Annotated in this window: 13 protein-coding genes; all 13 read left to right on the plus strand. The window is 68.4% G+C overall.

Annotated elements, in window-relative coordinates:
• Window positions 1-540: 540 nt before the first annotated feature.
• Window positions 541-1,407: a tetratricopeptide repeat protein gene (locus W5W_RS0108445; protein ID WP_017195092.1), complete on the plus strand. Its 867-nt coding sequence runs from the start codon at window positions 541-543 to the stop codon at window positions 1,405-1,407.
• A gap of 1 nt (window position 1,408) precedes the next feature.
• Window positions 1,409-2,482 (plus strand): HAD-IIA family hydrolase, encoded by a 1,074-nt coding sequence (locus W5W_RS0108450; protein ID WP_008732584.1) that lies wholly within the window; start codon window positions 1,409-1,411, stop codon window positions 2,480-2,482.
• A 21-nt stretch (window positions 2,483-2,503) separates the two neighbouring features.
• Complete coding sequence (locus W5W_RS0108455) at window positions 2,504-2,719, plus strand: hypothetical protein (protein ID WP_008732566.1); 216 nt, start codon at window positions 2,504-2,506, stop codon at window positions 2,717-2,719.
• Window positions 2,720-2,800: 81 nt separating this feature from the next.
• On the plus strand, window positions 2,801-3,661 hold the full coding sequence (locus W5W_RS0108460) for a TlyA family RNA methyltransferase (RefSeq protein ID WP_008732606.1): 861 nt from the start codon (window positions 2,801-2,803) through the stop codon (window positions 3,659-3,661).
• Window positions 3,662-3,834: 173 nt separating this feature from the next.
• The gene (locus W5W_RS0108465) at window positions 3,835-4,728 is read left to right on the plus strand and encodes an NAD kinase (protein WP_008732567.1); all 894 of its coding nucleotides are present in this window, start codon (window positions 3,835-3,837) and stop codon (window positions 4,726-4,728) included.
• Window positions 4,725-6,581, plus strand: coding sequence for a DNA repair protein RecN (gene recN, locus W5W_RS0108470; protein ID WP_017195093.1), 1,857 nt, complete (start codon window positions 4,725-4,727; stop codon window positions 6,579-6,581). The genes W5W_RS0108465 and recN overlap by 4 nt, the downstream gene beginning before the upstream one ends.
• Entirely contained in the window at window positions 6,578-7,801 is a 1,224-nt protein-coding gene (gene steA / locus W5W_RS0108475) for a putative cytokinetic ring protein SteA (protein ID WP_029574191.1), read from the plus strand. Before recN ends, steA begins: the two co-directional genes overlap by 4 nt.
• Window positions 7,802-7,818: 17 nt before the next feature.
• Complete coding sequence (locus W5W_RS0108480; RefSeq protein ID WP_017195095.1) at window positions 7,819-8,745, plus strand: copper transporter; 927 nt, start codon at window positions 7,819-7,821, stop codon at window positions 8,743-8,745.
• A 128-nt stretch (window positions 8,746-8,873) separates the two neighbouring features.
• On the plus strand, window positions 8,874-9,818 hold the full coding sequence (locus W5W_RS0108485; RefSeq protein WP_017195096.1) for a hypothetical protein: 945 nt from the start codon (window positions 8,874-8,876) through the stop codon (window positions 9,816-9,818).
• Window positions 9,815-11,485: a murein biosynthesis integral membrane protein MurJ gene (gene murJ / locus W5W_RS0108490; protein WP_017195097.1), complete on the plus strand. Its 1,671-nt coding sequence runs from the start codon at window positions 9,815-9,817 to the stop codon at window positions 11,483-11,485. The genes W5W_RS0108485 and murJ overlap by 4 nt, the downstream gene beginning before the upstream one ends.
• A gap of 17 nt (window positions 11,486-11,502) precedes the next feature.
• On the plus strand, window positions 11,503-12,699 hold the full coding sequence (locus W5W_RS0108495) for a glycosyltransferase family 4 protein (protein WP_017195098.1): 1,197 nt from the start codon (window positions 11,503-11,505) through the stop codon (window positions 12,697-12,699).
• Window positions 12,700-12,845: 146 nt separating this feature from the next.
• Window positions 12,846-14,606, plus strand: a complete 1,761-nt coding sequence (locus W5W_RS0108500; RefSeq protein WP_017195099.1) for a CTP synthase — start codon at window positions 12,846-12,848, stop codon at window positions 14,604-14,606.
• The gene (locus W5W_RS0108505) at window positions 14,603-15,271 is read left to right on the plus strand and encodes an NUDIX domain-containing protein (protein WP_017195100.1); all 669 of its coding nucleotides are present in this window, start codon (window positions 14,603-14,605) and stop codon (window positions 15,269-15,271) included. Before W5W_RS0108500 ends, W5W_RS0108505 begins: the two co-directional genes overlap by 4 nt.
• Window positions 15,272-15,306 lie beyond the last annotated feature (35 nt).

Consider the following 15,306-nt stretch of genomic DNA (forward strand, 5'->3'; position numbering starts at 1 on the left):
CGGGGAGCCCCACCACAGCGGGGAACCCCGAGGGGCGAACCACACCCCACAACAGGTAAGCTCACCAACAGAGCTCACTTACCTTGAGGAAACACTGACATGACCCAGGACAGGCGCAACGACCAGGGGCGCTCGCGCGGTGCCCGCTCGTATCGGTCCGGGGATCGGCATGGTTTTCGAAAGAGTGCTGATAACGACCGGCGGGGTCAGCGCCGGTCTGACCGGGGCGGGGCACATGGGCATGGAAATGGCTCGCGTTTTGAAAGCCGTGATGATTACCGTCGCGGTCAACGTGGCCAGCACGGCGAGCACAGTGAACACGGTGAGCGGCATCACCGCCAGAACGATCGCAAAGGACGGACGCCGGGGCGCGGGCAGCGCAATGGCGACCGGCGTGATTCTCGGCCGCCGCAGCGTGCACGCGTTCACGAGCCCGTCGTGCCCGATAATGTGCAGCCGGCAGATCTCGAGGCGTCCGCGCGTCGTGAGCTGCGAGCCTTGGGAAAGGTTAATGCGGAGAAGGTTTCGCGTCACCTCGTGATGACCCAGCGGTTGCTCAGCACCGATCCTGAGCTCGCTTACCAGCATGCCCGCTATGCCGCCTCGCACGCGGGCAGGGTTGCCGTCGTTCGCGAGTCAGCCGGCATCGCCGCCTACCTGGCAGGTCATTACGCAGAAGCACTACGCGAGATTCGTGCTGCGCGGCGCCTATCGGGCTTCGACATGCACCGTGCCATCGAAGCCGACTGCGAGCGCGCGCTGGGAAGACTCCAGCAGGCTCTCAAAGTCGCCAAGGAAGCAGACCCCCATCAGCTTGACGATCTCGAAGAGGCGGAGCTGGCCATGGTCGTATCGGGCGTACGACATGAGATGGGCCAGGACGACCTCGGACTGGTTGTGATCGAAGAAGCCATCATGATGTTCCGGGGCGATCGTGAGACGCTTCGTCGCCTCCACTCAGTGCGCGCCGACAGGCTGGAGGAGCTTGGCCGACAGGAAGAGGCCGCCGCGGTTCGCGAACGCATCGGGCAAGGGCCCCGACAGGAGACCGAAGACGATCATGTCCAGGTCTACGACATTGAGGATGACTACGACCAGGACCAGGCCGCCCAGACAGGATCCGACGCGTCTGCTCGATCCGAATCATCCAGCTCGGAGAACCTCCCGGTTTCAGATGAAGATGCTCCTGTAGGCGACCAGGGCGGCGACCTTCGTGAAGAGGTCCCGGCTGGCGCTCCTCTCGGCAGCGATCGGATCGCAACAACGGGCGACGCTGCCGCAGGTGACCGCGACGACGGTGCCGACAGCGAGGACAGCGACGAATCCTCGTCCTTCGAGGAGCGTGTAGAGGCGGAGATGGCCGAGTTACTCAGCGACGTCGACGACACCCAGGATCAGGAGGCTTGAGATGACCGAACCGTCGCCCACCCCTGGATCCTCACTGCTCCTGGGGAGTGAGTCGCCCCTGGCGGAGACCTATGACGTCGCTCTTCTCGACCTTGATGGCGTGTGCTTCGCCGGCGACTCCTCTGTCGACCACGCTGCTGACAGCGTCAATGGCGCTCGTGCCCGCGGCATGAGGCTGTCCTTCATCACCAACAACGCCTCCCGGGCTCCGCAATCCGTAGTCGACAAGTTGGCCGACAATGACATCAGGGCCTCCTCCGGTGAAGTCTTCTCGGCTGCCATGGACGCCGCCGCATTACTGCGCGATCACCTCGCCGAAGGGTCGCCCGTGCTCGTCGTCGGCGGTCAGGGCCTGCGCGAGGCATTGACCGCTGAGGGCTTCGCAGTCGTCGACTCCGCCGATCGGCAGCCGGCCGCCGTCGTGCAGGGCTGGGACCCGGCTGTGGATTGGGCGATGATGTCCGAAGGCCTGTACGCCATTGCGGACGGCGCCATCCACGTCGCCACCAACCTTGATGCCACGCTGCCCACAGAACGCGGTTTCGCCCTGGGCAACGGCAGCCTCGTCGCGGCCATCACCAACGCCTCCGGCCGTGAGCCACTAGCGGGCGGCAAGCCCTTCCCCGGGATCTACGAGCGCGCCCTCGCGCGCGCCGGCGGTTCCAAGCCGCTGGCTGTAGGAGACCGTCTCAACACCGATCACGTCGGCGCTCGCGCCGCCGGCATCCCCGGATTGCATGTTCTGACCGGCGTCAACACGGCGCGCGACGTCGTCCTGGCTCAACCCGAAGAGCGCCCCGCCTACCTCCACACCGATCTGCGCGGGCTGCTCGAACCTCATCCGGAACCGGTGCACGAGCGCCACGGAGAAGAGAGCCTATGGACAGTGGGTGAGGCGCATTGCGGCATCCGCGGCGATTCCGTGATTCTGAACGACGAGGAGGCCCTGACCGGGCAGGAGGCCGAAATCACCCTTGATGCGTATCGGGCTCTGGCCTGCGCCGTGTGGGAGCACCTGGACACGTACGGCGCGGCATCGGCGCCGAACATCCCCGACCTTCGCGTGTGGAACTGAATCTGACAATCACTAACTACTATGGAGCACCAGAACACTTCCGACGGAACTCCTTCTGAAACGCGCCCCGTTCCGGCTCCACCGCCGGTCGAGGCGCATGCCGGTGAGTCTGACGACGTCATCCAGGTCACCGAACGTCTTCAGGAGGCCGGCGAGGCGCCATTGGAGGAGCGGGCTGCCGCTCTCGCAGCGATTCACGAGACTCTTGCCCTGGAGCTTCGCCAGGCCGAGGGCTGACACGGTAACCTCTCGATTCCGAGAGCAGCACATCACCAGTAGAACCAGTATCCGGGAAGCTAGACAGACACCTGTTATTGCATGGCACGACTCATTCGTCTCGACTCCGAACTCGTCCGGCGCGGGCTCGCCCGTTCTCGCACGCATGCTGCCCAGCTCATCGCCGATGGGCATGTCACACTTGACGGGGTCGTCGCGGTCAAGCCGGCCCGCCAGGTCAGTCCGGCGCAGGCGCTCGAGATCGTGACGCCCCAGGGAGACGACTACGTCTCGCGCGGTGCTCATAAACTTGCCGGCGCCCTGGATGCTCTTGACTCCCGCGGCTTGGCGCCCACGATAGAAGGGCGCCGTTGCCTGGATGCCGGCGCCTCCACCGGGGGCTTTACCGATGTACTGCTTCGGCGCGGAGCCTTGCATGTGGTTGCGGTCGACGTCGGTTACGGGCAGCTCGCCTGGTCCCTCCAATCCGACAAGCGCGTCACGGTTCTCGACCGCACCAATGTGCGTGCTCTGGATCCGCAGGCTGTGGCGCCCGCTCCGGGACTCGTTGTCGGCGATCTCTCGTTCATCTCCCTGACTCTTGTGCTGGCTCCGCTCCTGGCCGCGGCCGCCGAGGACGCCGACTTGCTGCTCATGGTCAAGCCGCAGTTCGAGGTCGGCAAGAAGCGCCTGGCACGCGGGGGAGTAGTGCGCGATCCCGAGCTGCACGTCGAGACCGTCCTGGCCGTGGCCGCCCACGCACATGAGCTCGGGGTCGGGATCAACGCTGTGGAGGCATCCCCTTTGCCCGGTCCCGCCGGCAATGTGGAGTACTTCGTCAACCTGCGCGCCGGATGCGGAGGAGCTCCGACTGACCTCGTCGGTGAGGCTCTGCTCGCCGAGACTCGTCGTGCCGTCGCCGAAGGGCCTGCCGGCTGCTCTACGGAAAGGAGACAGCCGTGAGCGAATCCCCGTCGTCTGCGTCATCAGCGTCGCCCGCGTCGTTCACAACGTCCCGCACGCCGGTCGGCTCGGCCGGCTCAACAGGGCCGACCGAGCCGACTGAGCCGACCGAGCTTGGGCGGACCGCTCCGCCGGCGGAGCCGTCTGCGGCAGGGCGCGCGTTGAACCGCGTGATGGTGCTCGAACGGGACCGCGGTGATACGCCGGTACCGCGCCACCGCAAAGCCGCCCCGACCGCCACCGCTGTCATGCGCGCGAAGGCGGCGCTGCGGGCTCACGGCGTCCAGGCCGTCGATCCCGCCTTCGGCGGAGACGTCGATCTCGTCCTCGTGCTGGGCGGGGACGGCACGATTCTGCGCGCCTCGGAAATAGCTCGCCAGCGCGACGTCCCCCTGGTGGGGGTCAACACGGGCCACGTCGGCTTCCTGGCGGAGGCCGATCCCGATGCGGTCGAGGGAGTCGTCGCCGACCTCGTTGATGGTCGATACACGGTGGAGACCCGTATGACCATTGATGTTGAAGTCACCGCCCCCGATGGTGCGGTCACTCACGACTGGGCCCTGAATGAGGCGGCTCTGGAGAAGCGCGACCGCGCCCGCATGCTCGAGGTCGCCATCGGGGTCGATGGGCAGGCGGTGTCCTCCTTCGGCTGCGACGGCCTGGTGATGGCGACCCCGACCGGATCGACCGCCTACGCCTACTCCGGGGGCGGACCCGTGATCTGGCCGGAGGTCGAGGCGCTGCTGCTCGTGCCGCTGGTCGCACACGCCCTGTTCACGCGCCCGCTCGTCCTGGGGCCCAACTCCTGCTTGGAGGTGGTGATCCAGCACGCGGGACTGGGCGACGCCGAGGTCTGGTGCGATGGACGACGAAGCCTGGATGCTCCCGCGGGCTCGCGCATCCGCGTCAGGCGTGCGGACCGGCCCGTGCGTCTGGCACGACTGAACGACGCGCCCTTCGCCACTCGCCTCGTACGCAAGTTCGACCTTCCGGTCGAGGGCTGGCGCACCCCCATCGACGACTCCGGCGACTCGGATGACTCAGGCGACCTGGGCGACACCGCATGATCGAGTCGCTCCATATCGAGAATCTCGGCGTCATCGAGCGGGCTGAGCTTCCTCTCAGCCCCGGTCTGACCGCCTTGACGGGGGAGACCGGGGCCGGCAAGACCATGGTGCTCACCTCTCTCGGGCTCCTGCTTGGGCAACGGGCCGAGAGCACCATTGTGCGAACCGGGGCCCAGCGCGCTCTGGTCGAGGGCGCCTTCACTCTGGATCCGGCCTCTCGGGCCGCCTCTCGGGCCAGGCAGGCCGGCGCCGAGCTCGACGACGACCTGCTCATCGCCACCCGCACGGTGCCGGCCTCGGGTCGTTCTCGTGCGCATCTGGGCGGGCGTGCGGTCCCCTCCTCCGTGCTCACCGACATCGGATCCCAGCTGGTGTCGGTACATGGACAGACTGAGCAGCTCCGATTGCGCAGCGCCGCCGCTCAGCGGGCCGCCCTGGACAGTCTGGGAGGTCCGGAGCACGCCGGACTGTGCCGCCGCTATGCCGAGGCCTATCGCGCGCGTCGCGAAGCCGCCGAAGCGCTGGACCACTGGCGCGCCGGGGCCCAGGCGCGCCAGGAGGAGGCTGAACGCCTGCGCGAGTGGCTGGAGGCGCTGGAGGCGCTGGAACCTTCTCCGGGGGAGGACCATGAACTCACCGCTGAAGCTGAGCGGCTCGACCATGCCGAGGATTTGCGTCTGGCGGCGGGCACCGCTCGTACGGCCCTGGTCGGTCAAGAGGACGTCGTTGCCCCCGGCCAGGCGGATGCGGCCGCGCTTCTCGCCGCTGCGCAGCGCGCTCTGGCCAGTGCTCCGGGAGAGGATGATCGCTTGGCCGAGCTCGCCGGGCGCACCCGCCAACTGAGCGTTCTGACCGCCGACATCGCTGCCGACCTGGGGGAGTACCTGGTGTCCCTGGATGCTGATCCGGCCCGGCTCGCCTGGATTCAAGATCGACGCGGAGAGCTGGCACGGGCCTGCCGTGACATCGGAGGGTCGGCTACGGAGATCGACGATGTCGATGCACTCCTCGCCTGGGGGCGGCGAGCGGCAGATCGGCTGGCTGAGCTCGATGGTGCAGAAGACAGCGCCGCGTCTCTGGAGCAGGCGCTGGCCGGTGCTCACGCCGCCCTGGATGAGGCGGCCGGCCAGCTGACTGCGGCGCGTCGGGCGTTGGCCGGCAGACTCGAGGCGGCCGTGACCGCTGAGATCGACGGCCTGCAGATGAAGGGGGCGCGATTGGTCGTTGAGCTTGAGCCGCTCGACGAGCCCGGTCCCACCGGTGCCGAGGCCGTCTGCCTGATGCTGGTCTCTCATCCGGGTGCCCCTGCGCTACCGCTGGGCAAGGGCGCCTCGGGCGGTGAACTGTCCCGCATCATGCTGGCTCTGGAGGTCGTGCTGGCCGACGCCGCCGGCGTACCGCAGCCGAGTGCCGCGCCCAGCCACCAGCGGACTTTCGTCTTCGATGAGATCGACGCGGGAGTCGGAGGGCGTGCTGCGCGTGAGATCGGTCGCAGGCTCGCACGGCTGGCTCGTCGCCACCAGGTGGTGGTGGTCACCCACCTGGCGCAGGTCGCCGCCTGGGCCGACACCCAGCTCGTGGTCGTCAAGGAGACCAAAGAGACTAAGGGGACCAAAGAGAGCAAGAGGGCCAAGGGGGCTGGGCAGACTCAGGACACTGCTGCATCACTCGGTGAAAGCCAGGATGATGCTGAGACAGCAGAGACAACCCGCACCCGGGTCGTGCAGGTGGTGGGCTCCGAGCGCGTGACCGAGCTGGCCCGCATGCTCTCCGGACATGAGCGCTCCGAGGCCGCTCTGCGGCATGCCGCTGAGCTTCTGGAAGAAGCCTCCATGGGACAATCCCCGACGTGAGGAACCCGTTTCGCAGGCAGGTGTCGTCGGACCCCGAGTATCCCAGCGGGGTGGTGCGCGTCGACGCGCGCACCAAGAAGCTGACGAAGCGTCTTCAGGCCGGCGAAATCGCCGTCATCAACCACACGGATCTCGACCGCGTGGCCGCCGAGGCGCTCGCCGAGGCGCGTCCCGCCGCGGTTCTCAACGCCGCACCGTCGGTATCCGGGCGCTACCCGAACCTCGGTCCGGGCATTCTGGTGGACGCCGGCATTCTGCTCGTCGACGACTTGGGCACCGACGTCATGCGTCTGCGCGAGGGGCAGCGTGTCAGCATCGAGTCGGGCGACGACGGGCCCGCGAAGGTGCGTGCGGCCGGCAAGAGCGAGGAGATCATCGCCGAGGGCGTGCTGCAGACCCGGGAACGGGTTGAGGAGTCCATGGAGGCGGCGCGTGCGGGCCTGTCGGTCCAGCTCGAGGCGTTCGCGGTCAACACGATGGAGTACATGCGCGGTGAGCGCGATCTTCTGCTCAATGGCGTGGGCATGCCCGACATCAGCACCAGGATGAGCGGCCGCCATGTCCTGATCGTTGTGCGCGGCTACTCCTACAAACAGGATCTCATGGCGCTGCGTCCCTACATTCGCGACTACAAGCCCGTCATCATCGGGGTCGATGGCGGGGCCGATGCCGTCATGGAGGCGGGGCTCAAGCCGGATATGATCGTCGGCGACATGGATTCCGTCTCGGACAAGGCCTTGGGAAGCGGCGCCGAGATCGTCGTTCACGCCTACCGCGATGGCCGGGCTCCCGGGCTCGCCCGTGTGGAGCGCCTCGGCGCCGAGCACAAGGTCTTCGCGGCCACCGGCACCAGCGAGGACATCGCCATGCTCATGGCCGATGGCGCCGGAGCGGAGCTCATCGTCGCGGTCGGCACGCACGTGACGCTCCTGGAGTTCCTCGACAAGGGCCGCGAGGGGATGTCCTCGACCTTCCTGACGCGCCTCAAGGTCGGCAACCGCCTCATCGACGCCAAGGGCGTCTCGCGCTTGTACCGCACTCGTATCTCCGGCTGGCACCTGAGCTTCCTGGCTCTCGCCGGGCTCATCGCCCTGTTCGCAGCGCTGGCCTCCACGCCGGCGGGGCAGACGCTCCTGGGTCTGTCCGGCGCTGTATGGGATGACATCGTCAACTTCCTCCGTTCACTCGTGGGCCTGGCCCCGAGTACGCCCTCCGTTTGAGCAAGGACAGGACCTTCATGATCGATTTCCGCTACCACCTGGTCTCGCTCATCTCCGTCTTCCTGGCGCTGGCCGTGGGCGTCGTCCTCGGCGCAGGCCCGCTGCAGAACTCGCTGGGCACCGCTCTGAACGACCAGGTCACCTCCCTGCGCGAGAACCGCAAGGCCACGCAGACTCAGCTCGAGCAGACCGAGGCGGCCGTCAACGACCGTGACGGCTACATCACCGCAGCCGCTGCCGCTTATCTGCCCGGGACCCTCGACGGCAAGAAAGTCGCCCTGGCGGTTCTTCCCGATACTGAGTCGGATGATGTTGAGGGCATCACCGCTCAGGTGGAAGCGGCAGGGGGGAAGATATCCGGACGCGTGAGCCTGACCACCGCTTGGGTCGATCCTTCTCGGGAGACTTTCCGCCAGACGTACTCGGGGCAGTTCGCTCCCCACCTCGGCAAGACGACCTCGACTGACGGCAATGGTGTGCTCGGAGAGGGACTGGGCACTGCGCTCACCAGCGACTCGGAGAGCGCCAAGGCGCTGATGGACCTGCTGACCGCCACCGATAGCCCGCTGGTCTCCGTTGATGCCAAGCCCAGTGGACCCGCGGATATGGTCGTCGTCGTCGGTCCGCACAGCCCTGATGCGGCGGACCCGAAGAGCACGGAGACGGCGGATTCGCTGGCGCAGACCGCGGCCTCCTGGGCCACCGCCCTGACCGGTACGGCTGCGACCGCCACGACGGTCATCGTCGGTGCCGCCGATGCTGACAATGACGTGGTCTCCGTTCTGCGCGCTGACAAGTCCTCCGTCACCACGATCGACTCGGTCGGCCAGGTCGCCGCAGCGGTGTCCACCCCGTTGGCCCTGGCCTCGACGGCCTCGGGAACGAAGGGGCATTACGGCTTCGACAAGGGCGTGGATGCGGTTATGCCGCCGGTGTCGAGGTAGCCGAGTAGAAGGAACAAGCGGCCGGGGCGCCGTGGTCGCCTGCATGCCGTCGGGCCCGGGCGGTGGATCGCGTCCACCACGGGCCTGCCCGGAGCAGAACTTCGATCCAGTCCCGATACGCTGCACCCATGAGCCGCACACCCGGGCGCATCGGCGCCTTGAGGACCACGCCGGATCGCGCCCTGGCCTGCGCCGCACTTCAAGCGTTCGGCGTGACCCTGTCATGGTCAACGGGCCTGGGAGTCATCGGGGGACTGCGTCCTTCTCTGGAACGGACGAACTTCCATGGGCGCGCTGTGAGCCTGCGCGGCGGTGTCGGGGCGGCAGCGGGGTCCGTGGCCGCAGGCCGCGTGGCCGGCCGTTTGATGAATCGCCCGACCACGCGCGGCTCTGAACGCGTGATGGTCGCGGCTGTCGTTCCGGTGGCAGCGGCCGGCGCCGCCGGTCTCGTCGATGATCTGGACGCCGGAGCCCACGACGGTGATGCTCCCGCCAAGGGCCTGGCCGGTCACCTGGGCGCATTGTCCCGCGGGCGCCTGACGACCGGTGTGCTCAAGATGGCCATGATCGGTTCCGGCGCCCTCGTCTCCGGAGCGCTCATGGCGCGGCGCCGCAGCGCCATGTCCGGTGAGTCTGAATCGCTCGCCACTGCCGCTGACGCCGCCATCAGTGCGATGGCCATTGCGACGTGGACCAATGTTCACAATCTGCTTGATCTGCGGCCCGGCCGCGCTCTGAAAACCGCGGCTCTGCTGAGCGGGGCCCTGCTGGCCGATGGTCGCGAGGGCGCCGAGGCGTCCAGGGCACTGGCCGCTGGTGGGCTGGGCGTCGTCGCCGCGGCCCTGCCCGAGGACCTCATGGAGAACACCATGCTCGGTGATACGGGTGCCAATGCCGTGGGGGCCGTCGTCGGAACCGCTTTGGCGGCCCACCCCAGCCGGACGGTGCGCGGCCTCGCTGCCCTGGTCGGGACGGCTCTGGTCCTGGCCAGTGAGCGCGTCTCCTTCACCCGGGTGATCGACCGTACTCCGGTGCTGGCCGCGCTTGATGGCCTGGGGCGCCGGGTCTCATGACCGCCTCCAGCCAGTCGGGCTCTGGGGCTCCGCGTGCGAAAGGCCTGCTCGGCGCCGTTTCCGGGGTCGCCGGTTTCACCCTCGTGTCGCGTGTGCTCGGTTTCGGCCGGTGGATCGTGCAGGCGACGACGGTGGGCGCCGGTACCGTAGCCGGTGCCTACGCCACCGCGAACCAGGTGCCCAATGTTCTCTACGAGGTCGTCGTCGGCGGAGCACTGGCCGCCACTGTCGTGCCGTTGCTGGCCGCGGTCGCGGTTCCTTCGCGCAGCCGAGATGCCTCGCGGATCGCCTCTGGCCTGCTCGGCGTCGTCCTGGCTGTGCTGACTCCACTGGCGCTGCTTCTGGCGGTACTGGCCGATCCCATTGCGGGGCTTCTGCCCTCCTCGGCGGGGGCGGATCCTGGTCTTCAGGCGGATCTGGTCGCCGATTTTCTGCGCATGTTCGCCGCCCAGGTGCCCCTGTACGGCATCGGCGTGGTCCTCACCGGGGTGCTGCAGGCCTGCGGGCGCTTCACATGGCCCGCGCTGACGCCCATCCTGTCCAGTCTCATCGTCATGGCGACTTACGCCGTCTTCGGCGCCATGACGTCCGACTCGCCGGGGCAGGCCGGGAGCACGGCCCTGAGCGTCCTGGGATGGGGCACGACGGCTGGCGTCGCCGCGCTCAGCCTGCCGCTCCTCTATCCGGTGATGCGCCTCGGAATTCGCCTGCGTCCCACGCTGCACGTGGACCGGGCGATCGCCTGGCGGGCTCTGCGGTTGGGCAGCGCCGGTGTGTGGACCCTGGTGGCCCAACAGGCCTCCGTTCTTGCAGTCCTGGCGCTGGCGCGCTCCGGCGGGCGTACTGGAACCGTGGCCGTCTACCAGTACACCCAGGCGGTCTACATGCTCCCCTACGCTGTCATGGCGGTGCCCGTGGCCACTGTCGTCTACCCCCGCCTCGCTGCGGCCTTCGACGCGGGAGGCGGGCGCCCTGCCGGGCAGAGGGCGCACCGGTACCCGCCTCGGGCCGTCGAGCTGGCCGCAGCCTCGACCGCTCTGGTCACTGCTGTTGCGCTCGCCGGTTCCGGGATGCTGATGGCGGCATCCGCGGGGGCCGAGCGCTTCTTCGCTCTTCTGACCGATGTCGATGGGATGGGCGAGTCCCTGGCCGTACTCGCACCTGCCCTGGTGGGATATTCCCTGATCTACCAGGTCACCCGGATTCTCTTCGCGGCGGGTCGTGCCCGGCCCGCCGCCCAGGCCACCGCACTGGGGTGGGCGACAGTCGCCGGGGCGTCGGCCGTGGCGGTGCGCCTCATGGCGCCGGGCGGAGGCGATGGCCGGGCCACCCTTGTGGCGCTGGCCATTGGACTGACGATCGGCATGAGCGTCGCCGGTGCGGGCATGCTCCTGGCGCTGGCCCTCACCGTGGGCACCCAGGTTCTCGGGCCGACTCTGCGTGCGCTTGCGGTGGGTGCGCCGGTCGCCCTGCTGGTCGGTCTCTGCGCACGCATCCTGAGCGCACGGATCGAGGCGGTGCCGGCATCGATCGCCGTCGCCGTCGTGAGCGCGCTGGCTGCGGCCTGCCTCGTCATGGGCGCCTGCGCGGGCGCCGACCGCCGTTTGCTGAATGTCCTCAGGTCCGGCACCGCCTCGACCGATTCGATCGAGTCGCTGAGCACATAGGAGAGGCAATAACAGAAATGACAGATCAGACCATGAGTCCCGAGGGCCGCAGTCCGGCAGAGGAGGCTCCAGGGCCCTCGGGTACGGTGGAGGCGAGAGATTCCGGGGGACGCGGACGCCGTCGACGCGTCCTGGAGGTCTCCGGCTCAGCGGCCGGGGGAGTGCGAGCGCATCTGGGGGACTGCGCCCGGCTGTTGGTGCGGGCCGGCCACGATGTCATCGTCGAGGCGCCGGCTGCCGTGATCGACGGAGTCGATCTGGGCGGGGCGCGGGGGGAGCCTCTCGAGATCGGCCCCAGGCCCAGCCCCGGCGACCCCGCCGCCGTCGCCAGGCTGCGGCGTCTGGGACGGCGTGCGGACGTCGTCCATGCCCACGGCCTGCGTGCGGGCGCCCTCGCCGCTCTGGCTCTGGGGCGACGGCGCTCTGGCCGCACCCGGTTAGTGGTGACGCTGCACAACCTCACTGTCGGTGGACGGCTGACCCGCGCGGTCGGCGAGCGTTTGGAGCGCCTCGTTGCGACACGGGCCGATCTGGTTCTGGCGGTGAGTCCGGATCTGGTGGAGCGCGCCACCCGCCGCGGTGCGAAGCGGGTTGAGATAGCTGTTATTCCCGCGCCGCCGCGTGCTCTGACCGGCCTGGCGCCCATCGCCTCCTCGGTGGAGTCGGCATGGTGGGCGGAGGGACTCCGGCTGCTCACAGTGGCCAGACTGGCGCCGCAGAAGGGCATCGGTCTGCTGTTGGATGCCGCAGCAGCGCTGCAGGTCCGTGCGGCTGACGGCGAGGTGCCCGCATTCGCGTGGGCGCTTGCGGGGGAGGGGCCGCAGACGCGGGCTGCGCGGGAGCGGGTGGGCGTTGAGAACCTGCCCGTCAGGCTTCTCGGCGGGCGTGAGGACGTTCCCGTTCTCCTCCAAGAGGCCGATATCGTCATTCAGACCAGCTTGTGGGAGGGGCAGCCGCTTATCGTCCAGGAGGCGATGCGCGCTGGTGCCGCCGTCGTGGCCACCGATGTCGGCGGCACCGCGCTGACGGCTCGCGGTGGGGCGACGCTGGTCGAACCGGCCCCGGATGCCATCGCCGATGCCGTCGCGGCACTCATGGCGGACGATTCTCTGCGCGCAGCCGCCCGCGAGCGCGCTCGTGCCGCTGCGGCGGACCTGCCCACCGCCGGCGATCTCCTGGACCAGCTCATTGGGCAGGTCCTGGGTGAGGGATGATGCCGGGACCGGATGAGAGCGCGTGCACGACTGCCGCCTGTGCTCAATTTGCTCGATGCTGCGCGATGTTGCTAACTGTTGTTCGACAGCGCTTCACATTGCTCCATGTATCCGTCGTGCCGCCGGACCTGCTAGGTTGAAGGCCCGTGAATTCAAACCGCGCACGCCTGAGTGGAGCCCTGCCCGACAGTCCTCGGCACATCTTCGTCACCGGGGGCGTCGTCTCCTCGCTTGGGAAGGGGCTCACAGCATCCAGCCTGGGCCGTCTTCTGCGGGCTCGCGGGCTCGGCGTCGTGATGCAGAAGCTGGATCCGTACATCAACGTCGACCCCGGCACGATGAATCCCTTTCAACACGGTGAGGTCTTCGTTACTGAGGACGGCACGGAGGCCGATCTGGACATCGGTCACTACGAGCGTTTTCTGGACGTCAATCTCACCGGTGCCGCCAATGCCACCACCGGGCAGGTCTACTCCACCGTGATCGCCAAGGAGCGCCGCGGCGAGTATCTCGGAGACACGGTTCAGGTCATCCCGCACATCACCGACGAGATCAAACGGGTCATGCGGGCGCAGGCCGCTCCTGATGCCGACGGCACGACGCCCGATGTCATCATCACCGAGATCGGCGGCACGGTGGGGGACATCGAGTCTCAACCCTTCCTCGAGGCCGCCCGCCAGGTGCGCGCCGACTTGGGGCGGGAGAACGTCGCCTTCGTGCACGTCTCGCTCATCCCCTTCCTGCCCGCAGCCGGTGAGCTCAAGACCAAGCCCACCCAGCATTCGGTGGCGACGCTGCGTTCTATCGGCATTCAGCCCGATGCGCTCGTGCTGCGCACCGACCGGTCCTTGCCCGAGGGCCTCAAGGGCAAGGTCGCCCTCATGTGCGATGTCGAGGCCTCCGCCGTCATCGAGTGCAAGGATGCCGCCAGCATCTACGAGGTGCCGCCGATCCTGCACCGCGAGGGACTCGACGCCTTCCTCGTCCAGCGCCTCGCCCTGCCCTTCCGCGATGTGGATTGGACCGAGTGGAATGGGCTGCTCGATCGTGTGCATGATCCTCGCTACCGCGTCGAGGTCGCGCTGGTGGGCAAGTACGTCGACCTGCACGATGCCTACCTGTCGGTCTCAGAGGCCATTCGCCACGGCGGCTTCGCCAACAACGCGCGCGTCGATATCCGCTGGATCGCCTCTGACAGCTGCGAGACCCGACAGGGGGCCCAGCGCGCTCTGGCGGGCGTCGACGCCGTCGTGGTCCCCGGCGGCTTCGGGGTGCGCGGTATCGAGGGCAAGGTGGGCGCGTTGCGCTGGGCGCGCGAGCACCGAATCCCCACTCTGGGCCTGTGCCTCGGTCTGCAGTGCATGGTGATCGAGGTCGCGCGCGATCTGCTCGGCCTGACGGCCGCCTCATCGACGGAGATGGAGCCGGAGACGCCCGACCCGGTGGTGACCACCATGGATTCCCAGCGCCAGTTCGTCGCCGGCGGGGGAGACCTGGGCGGCACCATGCGGCTGGGCGCCTACCCCGCGACGCTCGTGCCCGGGTCGATAGTCGCGGATGCCTATGGCGCCACCGATGTCAGTGAGCGCCATCGTCATCGCTTCGAGGTCAACAACGCCTACCGCGAACGCCTGGCCGCCGTCGGACTGCATGTGACGGGAACATCGCCCGACGGGCATCTCACCGAATTCGTTGAGCTCGACCGCGATCTGCATCCCTATTTCGTGGCCACTCAGGCCCATCCTGAGCTCAAGTCCCGGCCGACCCGGGCGCATCCGCTTTTCGTCGGCCTGATCAGAGCGGCCTTGAAGAACCGCCGCGATGTCTACGCCTCCCACCGGCTCGAGAAGTCGGAGTCCGCAGGTGCGGACGAGAACGATGAGAACGAGGAGAGGGCGAACCGATGAGCTATGCCGATCTAGAGGACACCCGTGACGACGGTCGAGCGGTTGGCGCGTGCGAGCGGGTCTGGAGCGGTCCGATCTTCACCGTTGACGATGAGGAGGTCGTGCTGGCCGAGGGGCACGAGCCGGTGCGCAGGCAGACCGTGGCCCATCACGACGCAGTGTCCGTAGTGGCCCTGCGCGAGGGCGAGGACTCCGCCCAGGACGACGGCGCGGCAGAGATTCTCATGGTGCGCCAGTATCGCCACCCCGTGCGCGCCATGCTCTGGGAGGTGCCGGCCGGGCTGCTGGATGTGCCTGGCGAGGATCCGTTGGTCGCGGCGCAGCGCGAGCTGGCCGAGGAGACCGATCATGCGGCTGCCAGATGGGATGTCCTGGCTGATTTCTACGCCTCGCCCGGCTTCACCACGGAGGGGGCGCGCTCCTATCTCGCCCGCGATCTGCGTCTGCTGGCGCCGCAGGAGCGTGTGGAGCGCGAGGCCGAGGAGGCCGAGTTCGTGCCTACCTGGTTCCGCTTCGACGATGTGCTTGCGGCTGTCATGGCTGGGCGACTGCACAACCCCTCGACCGTCGTGGGGGTCCTCGCCGCCGCGCAGGCGCGTGCGGCCGATTGGTCGGGGCTGCGCCCGACCGATGCCGGGTGGCTGAGGAGCCCGCGGAGCCTGTAGGCGCGGCTCGCCCGGACTCCTACGGCGCCGAACCC

Origin of the sequence: Actinomyces massiliensis 4401292, from assembly GCF_000269805.1 — a bacterium.
In the GTDB taxonomy this organism is placed as follows: Bacteria; Actinomycetota; Actinomycetes; order Actinomycetales; family Actinomycetaceae; genus Actinomyces; species Actinomyces massiliensis.

Coding starts and splice junctions, on each gene's coding strand:
- W5W_RS0108445 (WP_017195092.1), top strand. CDS start 541: ATGACCCAGCGGTTGCTCAGCACCGATCCTGAGCTCGCTTACCAGCAT.
- W5W_RS0108450 (WP_008732584.1), top strand. CDS start 1,409: ATGACCGAACCGTCGCCCACCCCTGGATCCTCACTGCTCCTGGGGAGT.
- W5W_RS0108455 (WP_008732566.1), top strand. CDS start 2,504: ATGGAGCACCAGAACACTTCCGACGGAACTCCTTCTGAAACGCGCCCC.
- W5W_RS0108460 (WP_008732606.1), top strand. CDS start 2,801: ATGGCACGACTCATTCGTCTCGACTCCGAACTCGTCCGGCGCGGGCTC.
- W5W_RS0108465 (WP_008732567.1), top strand. CDS start 3,835: ATGGTGCTCGAACGGGACCGCGGTGATACGCCGGTACCGCGCCACCGC.
- recN (WP_017195093.1), top strand. CDS start 4,725: ATGATCGAGTCGCTCCATATCGAGAATCTCGGCGTCATCGAGCGGGCT.
- W5W_RS0108480 (WP_017195095.1), top strand. CDS start 7,819: ATGATCGATTTCCGCTACCACCTGGTCTCGCTCATCTCCGTCTTCCTG.
- W5W_RS0108485 (WP_017195096.1), top strand. CDS start 8,874: ATGAGCCGCACACCCGGGCGCATCGGCGCCTTGAGGACCACGCCGGAT.
- murJ (WP_017195097.1), top strand. CDS start 9,815: ATGACCGCCTCCAGCCAGTCGGGCTCTGGGGCTCCGCGTGCGAAAGGC.
- W5W_RS0108495 (WP_017195098.1), top strand. CDS start 11,503: ATGACAGATCAGACCATGAGTCCCGAGGGCCGCAGTCCGGCAGAGGAG.
- W5W_RS0108505 (WP_017195100.1), top strand. CDS start 14,603: ATGAGCTATGCCGATCTAGAGGACACCCGTGACGACGGTCGAGCGGTT.